At 40.5% G+C, this 22,106-nt stretch carries 25 protein-coding genes; 9 read left to right on the forward strand and 16 right to left on the reverse strand.

Features of this window, described 5'->3' with window-relative positions:
- Positions 1-29 precede the first annotated feature (29 nt).
- The 6 genes from N780_RS06945 to N780_RS06965 form a co-directional block, all read right to left on the reverse strand.
- Positions 30-1,214 (reverse strand): FAD/NAD(P)-binding protein, encoded by a 1,185-nt coding sequence (locus N780_RS06945; RefSeq protein WP_036781818.1) that lies wholly within the window; start codon positions 1,212-1,214, stop codon positions 30-32.
- Between the two features lie 27 nt (positions 1,215-1,241).
- Positions 1,242-1,511 (reverse strand): 30S ribosomal protein S14, encoded by a 270-nt coding sequence (gene rpsN / locus N780_RS06950; RefSeq protein WP_036781820.1) that lies wholly within the window; start codon positions 1,509-1,511, stop codon positions 1,242-1,244.
- 246 nt (positions 1,512-1,757) lie between these two features.
- On the reverse strand, positions 1,758-2,513 hold the full coding sequence (locus tag N780_RS06955) for an NRDE family protein (RefSeq protein ID WP_036781822.1): 756 nt from the start codon (positions 2,511-2,513) through the stop codon (positions 1,758-1,760).
- Between the two features lie 26 nt (positions 2,514-2,539).
- The gene (locus N780_RS20150; protein WP_084599424.1) at positions 2,540-2,791 is read right to left on the reverse strand and encodes a hypothetical protein; all 252 of its coding nucleotides are present in this window, start codon (positions 2,789-2,791) and stop codon (positions 2,540-2,542) included.
- A 110-nt stretch (positions 2,792-2,901) separates the two neighbouring features.
- Positions 2,902-3,093, reverse strand: a complete 192-nt coding sequence (locus tag N780_RS20155; protein ID WP_084599426.1) for a hypothetical protein — start codon at positions 3,091-3,093, stop codon at positions 2,902-2,904.
- A gap of 76 nt (positions 3,094-3,169) precedes the next feature.
- Positions 3,170-3,667: a GNAT family N-acetyltransferase gene (locus tag N780_RS06965; protein WP_036781824.1), complete on the reverse strand. Its 498-nt coding sequence runs from the start codon at positions 3,665-3,667 to the stop codon at positions 3,170-3,172.
- A 214-nt stretch (positions 3,668-3,881) separates the two neighbouring features.
- Here N780_RS06965 and N780_RS06970 point away from each other — a divergent pair, with 214 nt between their 5' ends.
- The gene (locus N780_RS06970; protein WP_036781826.1) at positions 3,882-4,286 is read left to right on the forward strand and encodes an RDD family protein; all 405 of its coding nucleotides are present in this window, start codon (positions 3,882-3,884) and stop codon (positions 4,284-4,286) included.
- Between the two features lie 164 nt (positions 4,287-4,450).
- On the opposite strand, the gene N780_RS06975 is transcribed toward N780_RS06970, so the two are convergent.
- From N780_RS06975 to N780_RS06985, 3 genes are all read right to left on the reverse strand, one after another.
- Positions 4,451-5,746 (reverse strand): MFS transporter, encoded by a 1,296-nt coding sequence (locus N780_RS06975; RefSeq protein WP_052114936.1) that lies wholly within the window; start codon positions 5,744-5,746, stop codon positions 4,451-4,453.
- Positions 5,747-5,827: 81 nt separating this feature from the next.
- On the reverse strand, positions 5,828-6,973 hold the full coding sequence (locus N780_RS06980; protein WP_036781828.1) for a winged helix-turn-helix domain-containing protein: 1,146 nt from the start codon (positions 6,971-6,973) through the stop codon (positions 5,828-5,830).
- 135 nt (positions 6,974-7,108) lie between these two features.
- Positions 7,109-7,978: a pirin family protein gene (locus N780_RS06985; RefSeq protein ID WP_036781830.1), complete on the reverse strand. Its 870-nt coding sequence runs from the start codon at positions 7,976-7,978 to the stop codon at positions 7,109-7,111.
- A gap of 192 nt (positions 7,979-8,170) precedes the next feature.
- On the opposite strand from N780_RS06985, the gene N780_RS06990 reads away from it, so the two are divergent.
- The 3 genes from N780_RS06990 (at position 8,171) to brnQ (ending at position 10,896) form a co-directional block, all read left to right on the forward strand.
- Positions 8,171-8,602: a MarR family winged helix-turn-helix transcriptional regulator gene (locus N780_RS06990; RefSeq protein WP_036781832.1), complete on the forward strand. Its 432-nt coding sequence runs from the start codon at positions 8,171-8,173 to the stop codon at positions 8,600-8,602.
- 57 nt (positions 8,603-8,659) lie between these two features.
- Positions 8,660-9,286, forward strand: coding sequence for an FMN-dependent NADH-azoreductase (locus tag N780_RS06995; RefSeq protein WP_036781834.1), 627 nt, complete (start codon positions 8,660-8,662; stop codon positions 9,284-9,286).
- Positions 9,287-9,543: 257 nt separating this feature from the next.
- Positions 9,544-10,896: a branched-chain amino acid transport system II carrier protein gene (gene brnQ / locus N780_RS07000; RefSeq protein ID WP_036781836.1), complete on the forward strand. Its 1,353-nt coding sequence runs from the start codon at positions 9,544-9,546 to the stop codon at positions 10,894-10,896.
- Positions 10,897-10,985: 89 nt separating this feature from the next.
- Here brnQ and N780_RS07005 read toward each other — a convergent pair whose 3' ends face one another.
- From N780_RS07005 to N780_RS07020, 4 genes are all read right to left on the reverse strand, one after another.
- Positions 10,986-11,831, reverse strand: coding sequence for a GNAT family N-acetyltransferase (locus tag N780_RS07005; protein ID WP_036781838.1), 846 nt, complete (start codon positions 11,829-11,831; stop codon positions 10,986-10,988).
- Positions 11,832-12,021: 190 nt separating this feature from the next.
- On the reverse strand, positions 12,022-12,744 hold the full coding sequence (locus N780_RS07010; RefSeq protein ID WP_052114937.1) for a hypothetical protein: 723 nt from the start codon (positions 12,742-12,744) through the stop codon (positions 12,022-12,024).
- On the reverse strand, positions 12,737-13,345 hold the full coding sequence (locus N780_RS07015) for a DUF4166 domain-containing protein (protein WP_036781840.1): 609 nt from the start codon (positions 13,343-13,345) through the stop codon (positions 12,737-12,739). The genes N780_RS07010 and N780_RS07015 overlap by 8 nt, the downstream gene beginning before the upstream one ends.
- Positions 13,345-14,262: a DoxX-like family protein gene (locus N780_RS07020; protein ID WP_036781842.1), complete on the reverse strand. Its 918-nt coding sequence runs from the start codon at positions 14,260-14,262 to the stop codon at positions 13,345-13,347. Before N780_RS07020 ends, N780_RS07015 begins: the two co-directional genes overlap by 1 nt.
- Before the next feature lie 190 nt (positions 14,263-14,452).
- Between N780_RS07020 and N780_RS07025 the strand changes: the two genes are divergently transcribed.
- From N780_RS07025 to N780_RS07040, 4 genes are read left to right on the forward strand one after another with little or no spacing between them, the layout of a single operon-like run.
- The gene (locus N780_RS07025; RefSeq protein WP_052114938.1) at positions 14,453-15,388 is read left to right on the forward strand and encodes an ornithine cyclodeaminase family protein; all 936 of its coding nucleotides are present in this window, start codon (positions 14,453-14,455) and stop codon (positions 15,386-15,388) included.
- 20 nt (positions 15,389-15,408) lie between these two features.
- Entirely contained in the window at positions 15,409-15,633 is a 225-nt protein-coding gene (locus N780_RS07030) for a hypothetical protein (protein WP_036781844.1), read from the forward strand.
- An 11-nt stretch (positions 15,634-15,644) separates the two neighbouring features.
- Positions 15,645-17,081 carry a sodium:solute symporter family protein gene (locus tag N780_RS07035; RefSeq protein ID WP_036781845.1) on the forward strand — a complete coding sequence of 479 codons (1,437 nt, stop codon included), beginning with the start codon at positions 15,645-15,647 and terminating at the stop codon, positions 17,079-17,081.
- Positions 17,082-17,093: 12 nt separating this feature from the next.
- Positions 17,094-17,660, forward strand: coding sequence for a hypothetical protein (locus tag N780_RS07040; RefSeq protein ID WP_052114939.1), 567 nt, complete (start codon positions 17,094-17,096; stop codon positions 17,658-17,660).
- 65 nt (positions 17,661-17,725) lie between these two features.
- Here the strand turns inward: N780_RS07040 and N780_RS07045 are convergent, their stop codons facing one another.
- The 3 genes from N780_RS07045 to N780_RS07055 all read right to left on the reverse strand — a co-directional run bounded on the left by N780_RS07045 (position 17,726) and on the right by N780_RS07055 (position 21,530).
- Positions 17,726-18,334 (reverse strand): hypothetical protein, encoded by a 609-nt coding sequence (locus tag N780_RS07045; RefSeq protein WP_036781846.1) that lies wholly within the window; start codon positions 18,332-18,334, stop codon positions 17,726-17,728.
- 121 nt (positions 18,335-18,455) lie between these two features.
- The gene (locus N780_RS07050; protein ID WP_036781847.1) at positions 18,456-19,889 is read right to left on the reverse strand and encodes an aldehyde dehydrogenase family protein; all 1,434 of its coding nucleotides are present in this window, start codon (positions 19,887-19,889) and stop codon (positions 18,456-18,458) included.
- A 6-nt stretch (positions 19,890-19,895) separates the two neighbouring features.
- The gene (locus N780_RS07055) at positions 19,896-21,530 is read right to left on the reverse strand and encodes an acetolactate synthase large subunit (RefSeq protein ID WP_198135837.1); all 1,635 of its coding nucleotides are present in this window, start codon (positions 21,528-21,530) and stop codon (positions 19,896-19,898) included.
- 345 nt (positions 21,531-21,875) lie between these two features.
- On the opposite strand from N780_RS07055, the gene N780_RS20045 reads away from it, so the two are divergent.
- Positions 21,876-22,055 (forward strand): hypothetical protein, encoded by a 180-nt coding sequence (locus N780_RS20045; RefSeq protein WP_036781850.1) that lies wholly within the window; start codon positions 21,876-21,878, stop codon positions 22,053-22,055.
- Positions 22,056-22,106 lie beyond the last annotated feature (51 nt).

The raw sequence follows: 22,106 nt of genomic DNA on the forward strand, positions 1-22,106 counted from the left end.
GTCCTATTGACCATATAAACCGGGGATTTTTATCTTCGTTCTACTATTCTCTCCAATGAAACAGATTGCATAATGCGTTCAGAGGCTTTTCTAGCCCCAGCTATATTTCTTGATGCTGGGCCGACTCGAAGCTCGGCTAACGCTCCTGTTACATAAAGCCCCTCATCCCACTTTAACGTGTCGTCTACCACCGGAAATCCACAAGGCGCACAATAGAGCTCATGTTTTCGTATTGTTTTTGATAGCCATTCTTCCCCTGGTATTCCTTTATCCACCCCAGTTGCTAATACAATTGAAGAAACCTTTACTTCCGACCCGCCTTTCATTTGAAGTAATAAGCTTCTCTCCCTTCTGTTAACACAAGAAACTTCATCCGTTATGACATTCAGTTTTCCACGTCTAATCAATGCCTTTACTTCAACATGTAAATCTCTCGTCAAAGATCCTTTATAACGAGCCTTTTGAATTTGAGACCGACGCTCTTTATTACAATCAATATTTTCATACCCTGCTAAATATTTTGGTCCTAACCACCCTGGATCACTATCAAAATCATGTAAGCGGAATGGATGACGTTTAATTAAAGTTATTACTTCATCACCCTGTTTGGCTAGTTGAATTGCCGTATGGGCGGCTGTCATTCCACCCCCAATGATTGCAGTTTTTCCCTTTGCAAGAAGAGTAGGTTCTTCAAAAATATGATAGATACCACTAGGGTCTGATGTTTTTAGTTCCATGATCCAACCTGGCCAATGAGGCTTGTTAGTAACACCTATAGCTAAAACGATATTTTTGGATTGGAAACACTCACCCGTATTCAGATGCACATGCCATGCTCCATCCTTTTTGTTAAGACTTTCTACTTCCCCTTTTTTCCAGGAGCGTTGTAAGTTCACTTCATTGAACCATTGTTCACAGTGATGATTAAACATATGTAACAGGGGCCGCTGATATCTCCCTTTAAACCCAGCGCTATACTGTTGTGTTCTGGCAAACTTTTTTAAATGATACGGATCTGGATGAAGGTGATGAACAGAGGGAGACCGTAAATGCTTCATACCTATCTTATTCGTTAACCTTTTCCAATTCTCTATCGGGCCATCATAAGGATCTATAATGGCCATTTCTTCATGTGTAACTGCACCGTGATGCAATAAATGAGAGGCGACAGTGCTTCCATGAATGCCGCCCCCTATTACAATCCACTTATACACAAGGGCCGCCTCCTTTCAGGATCTGTATTACCAACTTGCTTTTTTCACCCCAGGCAACTGACCTTTATGGGCATATTCTCGAAAAGCGATCCGTGACATATTAAACGTTCTCATATAACCTCTTGGCCTTCCAGTTACTGCACAACGTTTCTTTGATCGTGTCGGAGAAGAATCTCTGGGTAACTTTCGTAAAGCTTCATAGTCTCCTTTTTCTTTTAATTCATGACGCAACTGAGCATATTTCTCCACCATTGCTTCACGCTTTTTTTGTTTTACGATTTTTGACTTTCTAGCCATATGACCACCTCCATAAAATGTAATGATTACGATTTAAAAATATGAAAAATTTTTTTATACAAGTTTATGCATAAATGCTAAGTTCTGGTTACGATTTAAAAAAAGAAAAGTAAGTGCACTTAAATCGTAATCATTACTATTTGAAGGGTATACTATTCTTTTAAATTTGTAAAGTACCTTATAAAATCGAAAGAGTATTAAACGGTTAACCAATTTATATAAGATACTTCACTCCCTTCTTTCATACTATTTCTCAAGAATATAGGTCTCTTCCCCAAAAGTTCCACCTTCATAAACTCGTTCAACAAAACGAACCTGCTCTTCATTCATATAAACTAATGTAGAAGCTCTCGTCCCATAATTCGGAGTATCTATAAAAAGTGAAGACAAACTTCGCTCCCACTCAAGAGGAATGCCTGTGTCAGGAAGGTCTTCATCATTAGCGGGTTCTGCTTGCTCAAGTATTTGGAATAAACAAGAATCCAAACCATCTGAGGTCGTTTCCAAGCACGCCCCTAATCCTTCTTTACCTTTTTGCACTTTCGGCCACGGTGTATCTAACAGATGATTGCTTAGGCCATAAATGCCTGGCTCTAGTTCCCGGATATCCCGTTCGCGGTTTGAATAATAGAATAAAGATTCCCCATCCGATACGAGGAGATTAAAGCCTGGGTATGAATGGTTCCTCTCATGAACAGCCTCTAAATATTCTCTAGGTGACGCACTCCCTTTCAAGAAATCACTTACCAACTCCCCGCGCGTACGCTTTCCTTCTGTATCTTCATTAGGGGCACGATAATTTGTCAGGGCCGCAAAACGCCCACTTTTCGTAACTCCCATCCATGTACCCATCTTTTCAAGATCTCGTCCAGCAAGTACATGTGGAGCCTCCTCCCAAAAGTGGGCTTTGGCTGTTTCTCTTTGGTAAAACTCATCACGGTTTGCTGCTACAACTAAATCATAGGTGCTATCTATTTTGTAAGCAAAGTTAATTAAACACATCGTCCATCACCTCAACCTTCTAAGAACTATTCTGCAATATTGCAGATATCACTAATGACAGTGTGGATGTCTTTTGCGCCTTTTATCACAAACAAATGATCCGTTTCCGATTGTGTAGGTGGTAAAAGCTCTTCTTCTTGTTCATTGACTGATTGCCTCTCTAGTACTTCTTCAAACGTAGTGGCAACTCTAAATATATTGGTACTTCGATTCGTTCGTTCTATTCTTTCTTCCAAGACTTGATTAGGCAGATCGAAGTAAACGATGATCGTATTCATCCTCTTTTGGCGAAATTGATCAATAGCTTTGAACGTCCCACTCTCGATAAATTGGCATTAGAGAGAATTAGGTGGGCATGGGTATAATCTAGTGCATAGTCGAGAATGGATTATGATACAACATATTTCAAAACGTTTGGCCCCTCTTCAGGAAGCATATCTTTATAATAAGTATTGATAAACGTAGCTTGATTGTCCTGATCGATGATATGGGAATTTGATAAATGGTGGTGCAATTCTTTGGCAAATGTGCTTTGGCCACTATGGATTTTCCCAACGGTTACAATAGCGTAGCGATCCAACCTAAATACCTCCTATAACTAGGTTTAAAATGAGAACATAAAAGACAAGCTTCTCTCCCTGAAGCTAATTCTTTTCTTATTCCCTTAAAACAGCATAAACGAGCACTTCCTTACCTGATAACTGAATCAACCGCTCTACCATCATCCCATTCTTTTCAGCTATTCTTCTAGAAGCCATGTTCTCAGGCTGAATAAGGGATATAAGCTTCTTAGCCTTTAAGTGTCGAAATCCATAAAGCTTTAGGGATTGAGCCACCTCTGTTGCATAACCCTTCCCCCAATAAGGACGGGCAATCCAATAGCCAATCTCCCATTCCTCTGTCCCCTCAATTGTCTGAGGAACAATCCCAGCGTGTCCAATCTTGACCTCATCTTCTTTTCTTATAATAATCTTCAAACCAAGACTCGGATTCTGGTCATATGTGTCTAGAATCTTTCTCATGAAACGATGAACTCCTTTATCGTCCCTCGTTTTCCCCTCTCCTATATACATCATCATCTCAGGGTCTTGTAGCATAGAAGCAAGAAACGGTTCATCTTCCATTCTGTAGTCCCTTATGTATACTCTTTCCATCCCCTCACCTCACACTGCACTCGTCTTACCCCAATTATTTCAAAACGACACACAACCGTCCACTAAATCATGGAATATCGTCATGTTTTCACCCTGACAAGAATAGTTAATAACGAGAAGAATTTTTTTGATGAATGATTAAAACCATTTGGAACCGCTTTTCAAGAGTAGTACAATGTGGGAGGAATTGATGCTTTTATAAGGAGGAGATCCAATGGAACGTCCAGCTGGATTTGGGGTTCGTTTACTGGCTAACCTTATAGACGGGATAATTGTTGGGGTTATTTTGAGCTTTATTACATTTCTTTTCTATGGGGATTTCTATAAAGAGGATTACAATATTACAGATTTACTAAGTACCTTATACTTAATCATAGTCCCTGTGGTCTGGAAAGGCTATGTGATTGGAAAGCGGTTAATGAATATTCGGATTGTCAAGAAGAACGGTGAGAATGTTACGATTCTAACCATGATTCTGCGTGTAATCGTCGCAGGACTTCTTTACGGATTAACAATAGGAATTGCCTTTATCGTTAGTGCCATTATGGTCGCTGTAAGAGAAGACAAACGAGCGATTCACGACTTTATTGCTGGTACGTATGTTATAAATGAAAGATAAATAAAGTGTATCTCTAACTTCTCTGTTGTTATACCACCCAGCTTGTATAACAGTTAAGAAATCAAGTAAAACCGCAGTTCCTACTAGGAACTGCGGTATTTTATTTACCCCCTAACAATTCACATTGATAAGAAGAAGATTCTTCTGTACAAGAACAGGTTGATCTATACCTGCTCCCCGCCTTTTTCAATTTCAGGGTAGGCTTCTCTCTCTAATTGTGACTTCGAAAATGTGGGCCGCTCACCCCAGATAAAATTCTGTAGAACGATCCCCAGGAGTCCAATCATCGCCAAGCTTATCCCTATTCCCTTAAAAGCCAGCAGCACCCCAAATTGACTAATCAAAATTCCTCCAAGCAAAGGGCCTGCGATAAACAAGACACTTAAAGTAGAATCTACAATTCCCGATACCCTGCCAATCGCTTCTTGAGGTGGTTCTTTTTGAATCAAGTAATTGATGGCTGTAAAGGTTATTCCATTCCCTATACCGCCAATAATAGAAAGCCCTAAGGCTACAGTTACTAGGTTGAAGTGATCAAGGAAACCAAACCCAAGAACCATGACTCCTATCAACGCACTACCCATGCCGAAGAACCATCCATACCTAAGGATTTCATCCAACCGATTTAAATAAAGGACCACAATAAGTGAACCCATCCCAATGCCAGAAATCGCCCACCCTGTTATTTCAGGTTTATTAGGAAACACCTCACTAAACAACGTTACGATTTGAGTATCAATCATTTGAATCGTTAATGTGCTTACAATCCCAAACATCATGCTGGCAAAGAGGACCTGACTTTTTAAAACGATACGCCATCCTTCTTTCCATGAAGTGAGGAAACGAACCGCTTCTTTGCCCTCATCAACTTCATTCTCTCCAAGGTCTTGGTGCTTCACTTCTACCTTAAGTAAAATCAGCCCAGACAGTATAAAGGAGGCAGCGTTTACTACTATGGATACTTCTGGTGAGAAGAAACCCGTTACGGAACCACCGATCAGGGGGCCTACAACTTTCATAAGTTGATATAAGCTTCCATTAATCGTTACTGCCTTCATAATATCTTCTTCGAGTACGATGCTTCTCATTAATCCTTGTTGAGCAGGAAAACTAACTACTCCCACCGCGTTGCGCAAAAAAAGAACAGGGAGCGCAAACCAAGGTGAAGTGGTCAGTACGATCAACAGAGTCAGTCCTCCACGAATCCAGTCTGAGTATATCAGCACTTTCCGTTTATCTTTTCGATCTGCGAACACACCTGCAAACTGCCCTAACAAGATACTAGGTATGGCATACATAATTGGGATTAGCGCAATTAACATCGGATCTGCTTGCCAAGTATATCTGAATAAAATAAGAACAGCTACAAAGTCAAACCAATTTCCAAGGTTCGATAGGGCATTGGCTAAAAAGTAAGGAACAAAATTTTGATTTCGCCATATGGAATTCTTCTTTTCCATCTCCATCCTCCTCTGATTTGTTCTTAATCACATCATAATGTGTGAATGTCAGAAGATTATCAGAGGAGAAATTTTAGGCTGCTATCCTAAGTGATCGTGTAATTGCTTATAAATCTTCTGCTCTAAATCTGAAAAATGAAATCTTTGAGCATACTGATCCATAAGATGTTGGTAACGCTCTGTAATGTTCCCTTTACTATTAAACTCTTTCATAAAGAAAAGAATAAGATTCACACTAATTAACTCACCTGGTGCGTAGCTCGCTTCCGTAAATTGCTTAAACCCTTTTTGGAACCACCTTTCTGCCCCTTCATGGTCATTTTTGTAGAGATAGTATATGCCTTTTATAATAAAGAAGGTGGACTGCTCTCTAGAATAAGGGTATTTCACTAGTAATTGTTCCATTTCCAGTAGCTTTTCTTCTATTACTGAGCCGCTTTCTTTCAAAAATGCTAGATATAACTCTGCTAAGTAGAGGAGGGGGATAAAGCCCTCAAGTTTCTTATCATAAATCTCTTTCTTCGATTCCTGAAGCAATTGTTCGGCTTCTTCCAAATGCTTAGTAAAAATGAGAAGTGGTATACGATTTAAAAGTCTGATTTCATCTTTATGAAAACTCGGCATCTTCGGTGTATCCATAGCCTTTAAAAAGTAAGACAAACTCTTCTCTTGATCGGGCTGTATGTAAGAATAGATATGCAAAAGATAGTAGCACTTTTCCCAAAAGGTGACTTCCTCCGTTTCGACGAGTCCTTTAATATCCCCTTTCATGAACTGGAGATAAAGACGACTCTGAGGATCTAATGTAACGCCAAATACGGATTGATTCTCTTCTAGAACCTTCAAGGCATCCCCTTGTCCATACAGGTGATATTTATGAAACAATGTTTTTACGTTTGTGGATACTTCACCATCTTTTGATAGAGGACTAACTTGAGTCTCTTTATGAACCCGCAAACGGTACCCCTTCCCTCTTACGGTTTCAATCTCAACCACAGAAGATAAAGGCTTAAGCTTTTTGCGAACTCGGTAGATGTGATCATCCACCGTTCTGTCTGTTGGGGCTTCTAAATTCCAAACCGCATCAAGGAGTTCATCTCTTGTGAATATTCTTGAAGGCCATTTATATAAGTATTGAAAGAGCTGAAATTCTCTTGGTAACAATTGAATGGAATATGTCCTGTATTTTATAACACCTTCATTATGAAACAACGTAATTTCTCCCATGTCTCCACCCTCCAAAAAGACTCAATATACTCTATACCAATTATTTCAAAACCTACTAAATCAGTCTATAAAAAGACCGCAATTCCCTTTTAGAATTACGGTCTTTTTCATTCGAACTAGATAGTATTTGTAGCGTTACACGGCAGGAGGTCCAAACTTCCCGTCCCTGAAATCCTGAAAAGCTTGTTTAATCTCTTCCATTGAATTCATAACAAAAGGACCATAAGGAACGATGGTTTCCTTAATTGGACGACCAGAATAAACGAGCACTCTTGTTCGTCTTCTGTTTCCTTTCAGGTGAAGTGAGCTTGGTTTTTCTGAGTCTCCATTCTCTTGATAGCTTAACGTAGCAACGCCATGTTTTTTTAGAGTTGTGTTCTCTTCTCCAACTTCTACTTCCCCTGACAATACATAGATAAAAGCATTATGATCTTCAGGTAGTTCTAGTGTATACGATGCATCTTCTGTAAGGTTCACTTCAGATAACGTAATGGGAACAATAGATTCCATAGGTCCCTTTACACCGGCTACACCGCCAGAATATACCCTAATCGACCCTCCATCGATATTGACAATAGGAGCATCTTCGGCATAAATGTTTTGATAAAGCGTCTCTGTTTGTTTCCTGTCCTGAGGAAGATTGAGCCATAATTGAAGGGTGTGAGCAACATCGTCTTCTACACCATCTTCTGCGCGACGAGCAGCCCAACCAGCATTCATATATTGAACATCACCTGGCTCTAATATATCTCGTCCTCCGCCATTATCAATATGCTCAAGTCTACCATCAATTACATAAGTCACAGTTTGAAATCCTCTGTGAGGGTGGTCTGGGAAGGTCCCTTTCTTAAACCAATCCTCTGCCATTAAAATAAACGGATCGAAATCTTTCCAACGGTCAGCTGGCAGTACCCATCCTTTTTGAATAGCTGGGAAGTTCATCTCTTGATACTCTACATACCATTGATCACGAACACGTCTCTTTAGCTGATTTTCACTTTGCATATTATTAACTCCTCCTCACCAATAGTCGTTATAACAACTATTTTAATAATAAGTATCGTATACTATCAAGAATTGTAGCTCGCTCTAATAATCACAGATCTTTAAACAACTGAATTGACAATTATATTGTTCCTCATTATACTAACGTACGTATAAAAGTTTGTATAGCAACTAAACACAGGAGGAACCCCTTTGAAGTTATCTTTTCAAGATTATATCAGTATTAAAATTCACCAGACGGATCTAAATCTTACAAAGTTTATTAAATCAAAGCTTGAAGATTTCAACCTGGCACCTGAGCAAAACCTAATTATGATGTTGCTTTGGGAGAAAGATGGGCTAACTCAAAACCAGCTAGCGGATCAACTTGATAAAGACAAAACAAACATAGCGAGAATGGCTTCTAATTTGGAGAAAAAAGGCTATATTTATCGAGCTCATCCTAAGGAAGATCGTCGCTCTCTCATGCTGTTTTTAACTGATAGCGGCAAGGAACTAGGTGAACAAGTCATTCCCGTTGCAGAAGAATTTAATGATATCGTTTGTAAAGGAATCTCGAGCGAGGAACTAGTTGAACTCGAACGATTGTTAACAAAAATCAATCAGAATGTCCAAGAGCAATAGTGGACATTCCTCCCCAATAGTTGCTATAACAACAATTAATTACTGGAGGCATTATCTATGGCAAATGTACTTTTCATAAAAGCAAACTCAAGACCTATTGAACAATCTGTAAGCGTGAAGTTATACCATACATTTCTAGAACAATATAAAGAACAACATCCTAATGACCATATTACTGAGCTAGATTTATTTGAAGAAAACCTTCCTTACTATGACACTGATAAAATCAATGGCATGTTCAAACAAGCAAAAGGAATCGAGTTATCGGACGAAGAAGCAAAAGCCGCATCTATTGTAAACAGCTATTTAGAGCAATTTCTTGCTGCAGACAAAGTCGTATTCGCCTTCCCTCTTTGGAACTTTACGATCCCAGCAGTGTTGCACACGTACTTCGATTACTTGGCGCAAGCAGGGAAAACGTTCAAATATACAGCTGAAGGACCAGTAGGACTGTTAAAGGGCAAAAAGGTTGTCCTATTAAATGCACGAGGTGGCGTTTATTCAGAAGGCCCAGCTCAGTCTTCAGAGATGGCTGTTAATTATGTAACGAATATCTTAAGTTTCTGGGGAATTGAAGATATTACAACACTTGTCATTGAAGGACACAACCAGTTTCCTGACCAAGCGGATGACATTATTCAAGATGGTTTGAAGAAAACGGAAGAAGCAGCCCTTACATTCTAAAAGAGAATTGTGCCCGAATTTATATAAATTCGGGCACATTTTTTATGTATTGTTGGTTAATGTGGCTAAAAACAATTCTATGGAAGATCTTCTCATTCCCACTTATGATTTCACACCTTACTAGACCTATAAATTTTTATTAATATATTTAGGTTTAAATAAAATCCAATATGTCATTGCCCCCAATGCAATTACCTGATAGTATTATTTTTATTGAATTATCAGAATTAATCATACATAGAATAGGGGCAAGACTTATGCAAAACAAATTATCATTTTCAACATACGCCCTGATCGGAACCATGCTTTTTGGTATGTTTTTCGGAGCAGGGAATCTTATCTTCCCGATCCAACTCGGTCAGATGGCAGGGACAAACTTTTGGCCTGGCTTAATTGGGTTCTTAGTGACAGCAATCGGGCTTCCGTTTATGGGGATATTAGCCATCGGACTTTCACGAAGTAATGGACTGCAAGACTTAGCTAGTCGAGTACACCCATTATTCGGAATTACCTTTGCAACCGTGCTTTATTTAACGATTGGACCGTTCTTCGCTATTCCGCGGACAGCAACCGTTCCATTCGTGGTCGGTTTTGAACCATTCTTAAATGATGGCCAAGTAACTTTATGGCTAGGGGTCTTCAGTTTCGTGTTTTTTGCTATTGTTTATTACTTTTCTTTAAACCCTGCTAAAGTTATGGATTACATCGGTAAATACTTAACTCCATTATTCCTGATCTTTTTATTCATCCTGATCGGGACGGCTATCTTAAATCCCATGGGAGGTTTCAGTAGCCCTGCGAGCGATTATAAGGATATGGCCTTCATGACAGGTTTTACAGAAGGATATAACACAATGGACGCTTTGGCTTCCCTTGCGTTTGGGATTGTGGTCATTAATGCGATTAAGTCAAAAGGCGTTACAGAGCCTAAGGCCATTGCTCAGGCGACATGGAAAGCCGGTGTTGTTGCTATGGGACTTATGATGCTCATTTATGGACTGATTACGTACATGGGAGCGTCAAGTGTAGCCACAATTGGAACTTTTGATAACGGCGGGCTGATCTTTGCAGAAGTCGCTCAACATTACTTCGGCCCATTTGGTTCTGTGTTACTCGCGATTATTATTGTACTCGCTTGTTTAAAGACAAGTATTGGACTCATTACATCTTGCAGTGATTACTTTCACTCCATCATTCCAAAAGTCAGTTACAAATCATTCGTTCTTATTCTGTGCCTTGTTTCGTTTGTCATCGCGAACTTTGGCTTAACGAATATTATCCAATTCGCAATCCCTGTTTTAATGTTCCTTTATCCATTAGCCATTGTTCTGATCTTATTAGGACTCACTTCTCCGTTGTTTAGAAACAAACAGAGCGTCTACACTGTTTCGATGTTTCTTACCTTCTTTGTTAGTGTCATTGACGGGTATAAAGCACTTGTTGCGAGCCTGCCAGGATGGACCGTATCTGTATTAGAATCAGTCCAATCCTTTTACGCAGACATCTTACCTTTATATAGCATGGGGCTTGGTTGGATGCTCCCTGCGATCCTAGGAGTCGTAATCGGCCTCCTTATTCCTAAGCGTACCGTTGAAACACCATATATGTAGCCAAATTAGGATAAGGCAGCTTCCTTAAGGGGAGGTTGCCTTTTGTTGTCTTTATCTAGAAGTTTTCATACACCACTTGTTCAACTCATCTATTGACCTACAGGAATCAACTTCGCGTTACAAGCCTTCTCATAAAATTCAACCGGTCCCGCCTCATCAATAATTGCATAAGGGTAACGAAGGTTAGCCATTTCTACTAAGCACGTATCCAACAATTCTCTCCCTACTAATTGGCATCGTTTATCTTTTGAAGTGCCCATAGGACCAAAAATGCTTTTTTGGTTGCGGACAAGATCGTAACAAGCAAAGCCTATTATGGTGTTGTTACGTTCCGCTATAAAGATAGGAATCTCCTCCTTGTTAGAAGCGTGGTTAACGTGTTCGAGCCACCTTTCTCCAAATTCAACACGAATGTAATTCTTTAAAGCAGGAAGGTCTGATGGTGTCACTCTTCTGATCTCATTTTGAGGAGAGAGTGGCTTATGTAAATACCCGTCTAAATGGACAGTCAGATCTCTTGGTGTACAGGCTATTTGAAAAATGTGATTTAACATTTCTTTCGATAATACGTTCCTAAGATTTTTCTCTAACTCTAATACCGCAAACAGAATGTGTCCTTCATTGATAAGGGTCTGTCCGTAATTCTCTTTCTTTTCGTTTGCACGTTCTAACACCTTTAAGGAAGCAAAGGTAATGTTCAATTCATTCCATTCTATGTACTCTTCCGGTTGAGCTTCACACGCTTCTTCAACTTGTTTCATGAAGTTACTCCCGACTTGCTGGTATAAATATAAGAAGAGCTCCCCACACACACCTGTTGCTTCTTCACAGGCACCTATCAGAAAGTGATAAGGCTGAATAATATTGTCATATTCTTTTAAAAGATCTATGATTCTTTCTGCTCTGTTGGTGAATCTATATGAATTCTTCTTCATAATCTCGCCCCATTTCTTATACCAATTATTTCAAAAAACATTCTCATCCACAATCTATACTTTTGTTTAAGTCTATATGATTCCACTATGACTATGAACCTGAAGACTCCGAGTACCCATAAAGGTATTATTAAAAAGGAAGGCTTAATTCATTTTGAACTAGGCCTTCCGTTTTTAATGTATTCTTCATTTAACTCGATTTAGCAACGATTCGATATGTAATCGTTAGAAAAGGTATAGAAAAGAGCCACATCTTATGCGTTGCACGTAAGTTCCCTTCCCTCACTTCTTCCACCAGAAAATATTCTTCAATCGGCAACTTGAAGCGTTTATGTTTCACTGTTAAATACGTTCCGGAGTCAGCATCCTTCGACTTAAGTCGTTTACTAGATAAACTTAAGTTGCTTCCCATTTGATTAAGCTCAAGAATCCCCGTCATGGTAGACCATGGCAAAGGAAGTCCTATATTCATATAGGTACGCTCTGCTGTCTTATGAAAAGAATAGATGGCAATAAAGCAAACCTCTTCCCCTATCTTCCTTACCCATGCTCTCGGGCGATGTCGACCATCTGCCTCTTCTAATACAGGCACAATATCACCTGTCATTTCTACTTGCTTACTCGATAAGGGTAGGTTAATTTGTTGAGTCTTCCTGCTGAATATCCGATACAAGAAGGCAAATGGCTTAAACCATGTTCTCCATTTCACTTTTGCAAATAAGCGGTAGCCAGTCGTTCGTTCATAAAAGTCGATAATCGTTGGTGAGAGTGTATGCATGTTAAGATCTTCTTTATATACCTTCATATCCTCTACCAAGCCCACTTCTGTCCGCTCAGAATCTACTTGTTCCTTAAGAACTTTTTCGCCAACTCGAAACGTACCTTTCATTCGACTAGTAGGGATATTATGCATCCTCCGTAAACTCCCCTTCATAAGAAAAGATCGTTCCCATAATCGGGTTTTGAACACTCACTTTAATTTCATACACATTACGCTCATCATTAAACGTTTCAACTACAGTTGCCACCCCTTGCAGGAAGCGCGGCAAAGGGATTTCCTTTTCTCCAAGAACTACACGTTGTCGCTTTGACTGAATATGCAAACCACCGTTTTCAAGAACGGTTAATGCTAAATCAGAGTACATAACAGAAGGCTCTCCGAGATAGTCTTTAATGATCCCACGCTCAGAATCGAGACTCATAAGGGCATTGAAATACCGCTTCTTTCCTTTGAAATAAAACACACGCTCCCAATGCACCTGATCCTCTCCCGCTTCACCCGTTTGAGGCTTATGTTTAATGGTAAAAGGAATGAACGTTCCTTTCTCAGGGAATAAGAGCTTTCGCCTGGTCCCCATCATCATGAGCGGGGACATCCATTTCGGACCTCGAGATATTCTTTTCATGACTCCAGATCCTTCATAGGGTTCCTTCTCAATATGCTTGTAACGTTGTTGAAGCATGGGGTGCAGTTGATTAAACTCCTCCCCCAACACTTGTGAATAGATCGGCATCAAGCTGACTCCTTTTTCTGTCGTTTACAATTCTTAGCGGTAGGTACGTCCCTACTCACTGCAAGTCCAAGTACAGATAATAAAAATAAACTACTATTATAGGTTAGTGGACTAAACGGATGAGTTAGCGTACTTGGGTCCGCCATGATCGCCGATGCGGTAAGGATGGGAAAAGCAAATACTTGCAGATAATACAGCCGCCTTCGCCTCTTTATAACCCACCATGATAGACCAAACAATATTTCAGCAATCCCCATCCAAAATACAACAGAATTTGCTGACACTGAGAGGGGCAGTAAACTTTCTGCTAGCGCTATTTCTTCTGGGTGCTTATATAAGACTTTAGGAATCAACCCGTGGTAGATCCATATGAAAGAGAAGAAAAAGGATAGAATCCAATAAGCAAAAAACTGCAAGTACTGAGACTTAGGCGTCATCCCCTTTTCAAGCCACCGTTTAAGAACGTCAAAGCTCAGTGCTGTTGCCCAGCCAATCATAGGACGAAAGAACAACCGGTCCACCCACGCTCCCAGCGTACCAAATCTGGTTTGATAATCGTATTGAGTTAGGAATGTCATATCCTTATCAGCTTTCGGGATGTACTTCCAATAGCCTTTCCCTTCTGTAATAATAGAGATCTTCTGATCTGTACCAAAGTGAAGGGAGGATGTCCTCGAACCATCTTTACCATCATGAGTGCCCTTACTTCTCCCCCATCCTTCTACTGAAAGACCAAGACCAATATTGGTTCTGTATGTAAACTCTTGTGGATCATCTTCACGTTCCTTGGGTTGATAAGAAATCGAAGAAAAGCGAAGATCCCACTGTTCATGCAAACCGGGATTTTGTGAAGCTTCCCACAAATCCTCCATTTCTGCATGAATAGGAATTTCTACATAGATGGAATTCTTTTTCATTATCACCTCTCCTTTTCTATCTCTTCTATTTTATTTATAAGTGTAGCAGGAATAACAAGATTCTGATAATCCTAATTAGAGGCATTTAGACCTAATTTCATCTAAAACACTAACCGACTAAGACATTATCATTTTATTTTTTCTGAAAATTTTGTTAATATGGTGAACTATAAGAAAGGAGGAATTATTTTTGAACGTTAGATCCAAAGAAGAAATTACAGAACACTATTCGATGCAAGAGACTATGCAGGCTATTGAATCATTCTACCAGACTGGGGACAAATCCTATATTTCCCCTGACCGAATGCACATTAATGATGGGAAGAATACCGCTTTATTGATGCCTGCTTTTTATGGAGATTACTATGCGACGAAGCTTGTTGGAGTTGCTCCAGAGAACTCGCAGGCTGGGAAAGATACGATCCATGGGCTTATGATTCTTCATAACCGCAAGACAATGGAACCATTATTACTGTGTGATGCGATCGCCATTACCGCATTACGAACAGGAGCGCTCGGAGGCCTCGGGATGTCCTACCTTGCGAAGAAAGACGCGAAAACACTCGGCATTATTGGAACCGGGACCCAAGGGTGGAGTCACTTACAGTCCGCGCTCGTTGCTAGGGACATTGAGGAAGTCCATATCTTTAACAGAACGAGAGAAAAAGCAGAAGATTTTAAGGAGAGAGCTGAAGAAACCTTTCCAAATGTAACGTTCAGCGTTTCCACTGCTGAAACGCTAGTTAGAGCCTCAGATATAATCGTCACCACAACGACCTCATCCAAACCTGTATTACCCCATTTAAGTCCATCCGAATGGACAGGAAAGTTACTTGTGGGTGTGGGATCATTCCGTCCTGATATGCAGGAGATCTCAGATGATGTATTACAACATGCAGATGACATATACGTGGATGCGCCATCTGCCTTACACGAATCAGGAGATATGATTCGTGCCAAAGCATTAAGAAGTAACCTTGAAAATGCATGGGACTTAGAGAAAATCATTACAGAACAACATTCACCAACAGCTCCTGAAGAAAAACTCATTGTGTTCAAATCTGTCGGCGCGTCCATTTTTGATCTTGTCGTCTTTCAATCTGTTTACGAAAAACTCTATCAATAATAAGGGAGTGGAATGGCTAAATGGAGAAATTAACGAAAAAAAAGTGGAAAGACCCAGGCATTATCATGGTCATCCTCTTATCAACAATAGCTTTGATCTTTTGGATTTGGTGGCCAACTGATACTTACATAGGCGGCATCTCCCTAGTAGGATGGGCCATGTTCGCCTGCTTCTTCATATGGCTCGCATTAACGGTAATCTATGTCATTTGGATGGAAAAAATAGAGAAGCATGAAGCTGAATAAGGAGTGAGTTTATGCAAATAATGGAAGCCACAATACTTGGAATTTATTTATTAATTATGACCGGGATTGGCATTTGGTTTGCTAAGAGAGCCCACTCTTCTGAAGGGGACTATTGGACAGCGGGTGGTAAGATTAATAGCTTTGTTGGCTCATTCGCCTTCTTCGCTGCCGTAGCGAGTTCTAGTTCTCTAATGGGGGCTGTTGGCTCGGGTGTCGCCTTAGGTATACCTTTCTTGCTAGCCTATGGATTCGGGGCAGTAGCCATCCCTTCGTTTGCTATGTTTCTTATATCTGGTCAAATCAGACGAGCTGGGGTTAAAACATTACCTGAATTCTTTAAAACGAGATACGGAAAGTCGGTACAGATTGTATCCGCTATTATTGTTGTCTTTTGTATGACCTTTTACATGATCCCTCAATTGACAGCTTCTGGTTTAATTGGATCCTACGTATTAGGCATTGATTATGTAACAGCAGTCATCATCTTAGGACTAGGTTTTACGTTATATGCAGCGCTTGGTGGAATGTGGGCCATTACATATACGGACTTAATTCAAGGTGCCGTTATGGTTATTGGAATGTTTATCTTAACGATTATCATCTTGATGGACCATGGTGGAGTCAGCACATTAATCCAAGATGCACTGGCTGTTGATCCACAGTTTGGTGATGTTACGCAACCTTGGATGTCGTACTTTGGTTTATTTGTTGCGTTTTTATGGTTCGGAGTTGTCTCCCCTTCAGCTGTTATGAGGAACTTTGCAGCTCGTGACGCGAAGACAGCTCGGCGCTCAGCATTAGGAGCTTGTTTCCTATATGTTACGGTCTTTATATTCGGCTTCTTCATTGCTTCAGCAGGCGCTGGCTTAGGCATTGCTGATTCTCTGGAGAACCAGGATATGATCTTCATCTCAGTCATTGAACACTATATGCCCCCTATTCTAGCTGGGGTTATGTTAGCAGGGTTATTGGCAGCGATTATGTCTTCTGCTGATGCGATGCTACTCGCTGTTGCCGCAGGAATTGCACATGATATTTATAAGGAACACATCAACAAAGATGCTTCCGAGAAAACGGTTACTCGACTAGGTCTTGTCGTTATGATCCTGGCTAGTGTGGTCGGAATTATCTTCGCCATCGATCCGCCTCAACTTATTGCCGTCATGGTTGGTTGGGTAAGTGGTGCTATGCTCTCGGCATTTGGATTCCCGTTAGTACTAGGATTATGGTGGAAACGGGCGAATACAGCAGGAGCTCTAGCAGGAATGGTAGGTGGTACGGCTACGTTTATCATTATGGCACTACTCCCTTCTGCTCTAGTATCAGAACACCTGGTGTCTGCTCCCGTTTCTGCTATCTTAACCATCGGCGTAAGCCTTATGACAGCTTCGCCTTCTCAATCTACTCAACTTCAAGTAGATCAGTATCATACCAACATACAAGCATAAGCAGGTGATTGAATGAATGTGACGATCTTAGGCGAAGAAAAGATTCAGGAAACCGATCTACCCACATCTATTTATAAGAGCGTTAAGCCCACGTTACGATGGAATCGAAATTTCAGTCAAAAAACGGTTCAGGAAGGAATGATAAAAAAAGAGAGAGTCTATCATCCTATGTGGATTGTTAAACTGCTTGTCATAGCAGACCGGAAACCTTTTAAATCTAAAGTAACGCCTAACATGGTATTTATCGATGCAATTTCAGGATATCGGGGGTTGTTTCCGAGCATTCCACCTACTGCTCAGAAACAAGTGAACTCCTCTGACGTTAAGAAAGCCGTAATTTCAAAGGATGATTTGTTCACACGTTATTTGCCAGATGTGCAGGACAAGCAAATCAACAGAAACTACGTCCTTAAAAAACCGAGATATGAAATTAAAGAAGCAGAGTTGGTGTATGTACCTCTGTGGGAGGTTGAGTTACACACACCTTTCTTAACCAAATCCTACTATATTAACGGAAATACAGGTGAATCAGAAGAGTTAATGCTAGAATTAACACAGTCTAATACATGGAAACTGTAAAGAAAACACCTCAAGCAGATCCGCTTCTGCTTGAGGTGTTTTTGGCTCTATAATTTATCCATCTCCTACTCGCTATGCTTAGATGCTTCTTCTTTAAAGCGTTCAATGAGGTTTCCAGGAGAACCCTCATCATATTTTTCTCGTAGTTTAGGAATCAGTTTTTCAAATAAAACAGCCAGTTCATAATGGTCCCGATCAAACGAATGATTGAATTCTTTCGGGGTCATTCCGAGTGCCTCGGCAACTGCTTGTTGTTCCATCACTTCCATTTGATCCGGTCCTTCTTCTATATAACGATCCACCTCTTCAGCCGTTACCTTAACTTCATATGCTTTCTTGGCGTGCCTTTTCCAATCCTTTTGTTCCTGATGGGATTCTTTTGCTTGTTCTAGCACCATTTCTTCCTTTATATTGTCATTTCCATTTCGTTTGGATTGATAAATAATGCGTGTAATCCATTTCTCTACTTCCTCGTCATGAACACCAAACGCTTCCGCTTCTGTAGCGGATTCTTTAAACATTTCTTTATACTCATCAAACGTATGCTCTTCCTCTTTCATGACCGCTTGATCTTCATTTTCCGGCTCTCCTGCTTTCGCCTCTTCACTTGGGACGGACTGACAGCCTGTTAATAAAACGGTGCCAAAAATCGCATAAGCTATTAATTTGTTCACCTCAACACTCCCTATCCTCGCGATTCTTATCCAATTATTTCAAAAGATAGTGCTGAACTCAACCAATTATTAAGCCTTATAAAAACAGAGGGCTTGGTTCATTCACCAATGCCCTCTTCCACTATTTCAATTTCACTCCATAAAACTTCATCTCTGTCATATCCTCAATCGCATACTTAACACCTTCTCGTCCAATACCACTTTGTTTAACACCACCATAAGGATGATTATCCTGGCGATACGTAGAGATTTCGTTAATCCATACCCCGCCCATCTCAATCTGGTCTGCCACTCTAAAAGCTCGATTAATGTCCTTAGTGAAAACGCCCGCCTGAAGACCATAAATCGAATCATTCGCCGCTTGAACTACTTCTTGTTCCGTGTCAAATGGAATAATCGAAACAATTGGTGCAAATACTTCATCTGCGATGATCTTCATGTCGCTTTTAACATTTGTCATAATGGTTGGTGTAAGAAGTGTACCATTTTGTTCTCCACCTGTTTCAATTTTCGCACCATTTTTCACGGCATCATCGATCCATGTTTTCGCTCGTTCTGCCGCTTCTTCTGTAATCATTGGTCCAAAGTCCGTATGTTCATCAAGTGGATCACCGATTGTTAGATCTTCAGTTTGGGATTTATATTCCGCCAAGAATGATTCCAACAGGGAGCGGTGCACGTATATGCGCTGAGCTGATATACATACTTGGCCCGAAAAAGCAAAAGCCCCTTTAACTAAGTCTGTTACCACTTCATTTACATCAGCATCTTCAAATAAAATGTTAGGCGAATTTGAACCAAGCTCAAGCGTTACCTTTTTGAACCCTGCTTTTTCACGAATTCTTCTCCCCACAGGAAGACTACCCGTAAAGGTTACTTTATGAACTTTATCATGCTCAACTAAAGGATCTCCTAATTCTTCCCCTAACCCAAGAACTAAGTTTAAAGCTCCAACAGGTAGCCCTGCTTCATGGAACAGTTTTACGAGCATGTAAGCTGAAACAGGTGTTTTCTCAGCAGGTTTGAACACAATCGTATTCCCTGCTGCAATCGCTGGAGCTAATTTATGAAGGGAAAGATTGAGCGGGAAGTTAAATGGTGTAATAGCTGCAACAACACCGAGTGGCATACGTTTTGTAAAGCCTAATCTTCCCTGACCACCAATTGCAGCATCCATCGGAATCACTTCTCCATTAATGTCTTTCGCTTGTTCAGAAGCAAAGCGAAGCACCTGTACCGAACGTTGCACCTCTCCTCGACTAAATTTTATAGGCTTACCCGCTTCTCTAGAGATGATTTGAGCAAAATCATTTTCTCTCTCTTCCAAGAGATCAGCAGCCTTACGTAAAATATCCGCTCGTTTATGCGCTGGCATTTCTTTCATCGTATCGTGAAACGTTGAAAAGCTTACATCAATTGCTTCGTGTAAGTCTTCCTCTTTCGCTAGAGCCATTTTTGCTACGACTTCCTGATTATAAGGATTTTTTACTTCTAGAGATTTTCTCGTTTCATCTTTATACTCTTCGCCGTTAATGATTGAACTGATCCTCATCATGCCACCTCATTCACACGTTATGTTTTTCAGCTTTTCCGTTAACTTCATATTTTCACTGTAATCAACTGGGCAATCAATTAACACTGGACGCTTCATAGCAACCGCTTTTTCAAGAGCAGGTTTCAAATCCTCTGCACGGTCCACTCGTATGCCTTCCATACCAAATGACTCAGCAAATTTTAGAAAGTCAGGGTTTCCAAATTCAATATGAGCGGGACGATCGAACTTCTTCAACTGATGCCATTCAATCAGACCATATCCTTCATCTCTCCATAGCAAAATGACGATCGGTAAATGTAACCTTACTGCCGTTTCGATGTCCGCTCCTGTCATAAGGAAGCCGCCGTCTCCACACACAGCTACAATGGTTTTATCCCTTTGTGCTAACTTTGCACCAATCGCACCTGGTACAGCCACACCCATCGAAGCTAGTCCATTTGATATGAGACAAGTGTTTGGTTGGGCTGCATGATACATTCGTGCAATCCACATTTTGTGAGCTCCGACATCTGATATCACAATATCATCATCGTTTAAAACTTCACGCAGATCTGAAATAATCCTCTGAGGCTTCATAGGAAAGCCTGCATCATTTCGATAGGATTCGAGCTCCGTAAGTGCTTTATTACGAATGGACCTAGCCCACTCCAAATCGCGAGACTGCTCTGGCACCATTTCCATTAAGTGCTCCAAATTCTTCTTGATGTCTCCTACTACATTCAAGGAAACAGGATAATACGCATCAACCTCAGCCTCTTCTGTGTCTATATGAAGGATTGGCGTCTCTCCTTTTTCGTTCCAGTTTTGAGGTGGGGTTTCAGCCATATCAAATCCAATGGTGAGGATGAGGTCAGACTGCTTAAAGCCACATGTAATGTAGTCACCTCCGCTTAACCCAGCTGTAAGAAGACTTAACTCATCTTTCCATGACACGGCCCCTTTTCCCATAAAGGAATGCACAACAGGGATTTGTGTTTTCTTAGCAAATTCACGAAGTTGCTTACTTCCTTTACAACGAGTCACGCCATTGCCAGCTAAAATCAAAGGAGACTGAGCTTTAGAAATTAAAAGAGCCGCTTCCTTTAAAACATCTTCACTCGCTCTAGGTAACACATGGTCTGTTATGTAAAGAGGATCAAGATCCACTTCCATACCAGCAACATCTTCAGGTAAGTCGATGTGAGTCGCCCCTGGCTTCTCCCCGGCAGCTAGTTGATAGGCTTTCCGGACAACTTCCGGCACGATCTCCCCTGTCTTTATTTGGGCATTCCATTTCGTTACCGGCTCATAAATATCCACGAGGTCGTAATACTGGTGGGAAACCTTATGTTGGCGATTCAAACCAGCCTGCCCGGTTATCGCAATCAGTGGACAATGGTCCATATTTGCGTTTGCTACACCTGTTAATAAGTTTGTTGCCCCTGGTCCAAGCGTCGCCAAGCAGACCCCTGGTTTACCGGTTAAACGACCGTAAGTCCCGGCCATGAAGGCTGCACTCGTTTCGTGACGCGTTGTAATAAATTCGATCTTCGAATCTTTAATAGCGTCCATCATATCAATATTTTCTTCACCTGGAACGCCAAAGATATATTCTACACCTTCATGTTCTAAACATTTAATAAGTAATTGTGCAACGTTCATATCTGTCACTCCCTAGTTTCAGTACTTTTAGGGTGTGTAACAAAGGTGATTCTTATGAGCAGAAGGTTAGAGCCTTCTCAACAAAGATGAGACAATTGTGTGTGGGGAAATGGTTCGGAGGAAAATGCAACTTCTAACCTGACCTAAGTCATAAATTCCAAAAGGAAAGTTACGTTACACTACAAGTAAGCAGTTCCGATACTATATTTTCTTTGGTAAAGTGTTGTGCGAGCTTTAATTCCATCATAATGCCTTTTATAATCACTACCAAAAACCACCATTGCTTGAGTATTTAAATTGATGTAAGGTAAACCTTTATAAATTCTGAATTAATGAGGTGAGAATTTGGCTTCAAAGTTCTCCGTAGGTGATACCATCATAAAAAGATGTGCAAGTTGCCTTCACGATAAACAAACTGTTCTAAAAGTAGATCCAAATGAGTTTACTGATAAAGTAGCCACTAGACTATGGGTTCAGTGCTCAAAATGTGGCACAAATGACAATAAACTAATGCTTGAAGAATAATTCTCTGCATTTAAAGCTGCATTATCAGTTACTCCAACTAAGTAAGCAACC

The organism is Pontibacillus chungwhensis BH030062, assembly GCF_000770675.1.
Classification (GTDB): Bacteria; Bacillota; Bacilli; order Bacillales; family BH030062; genus Pontibacillus; species Pontibacillus chungwhensis.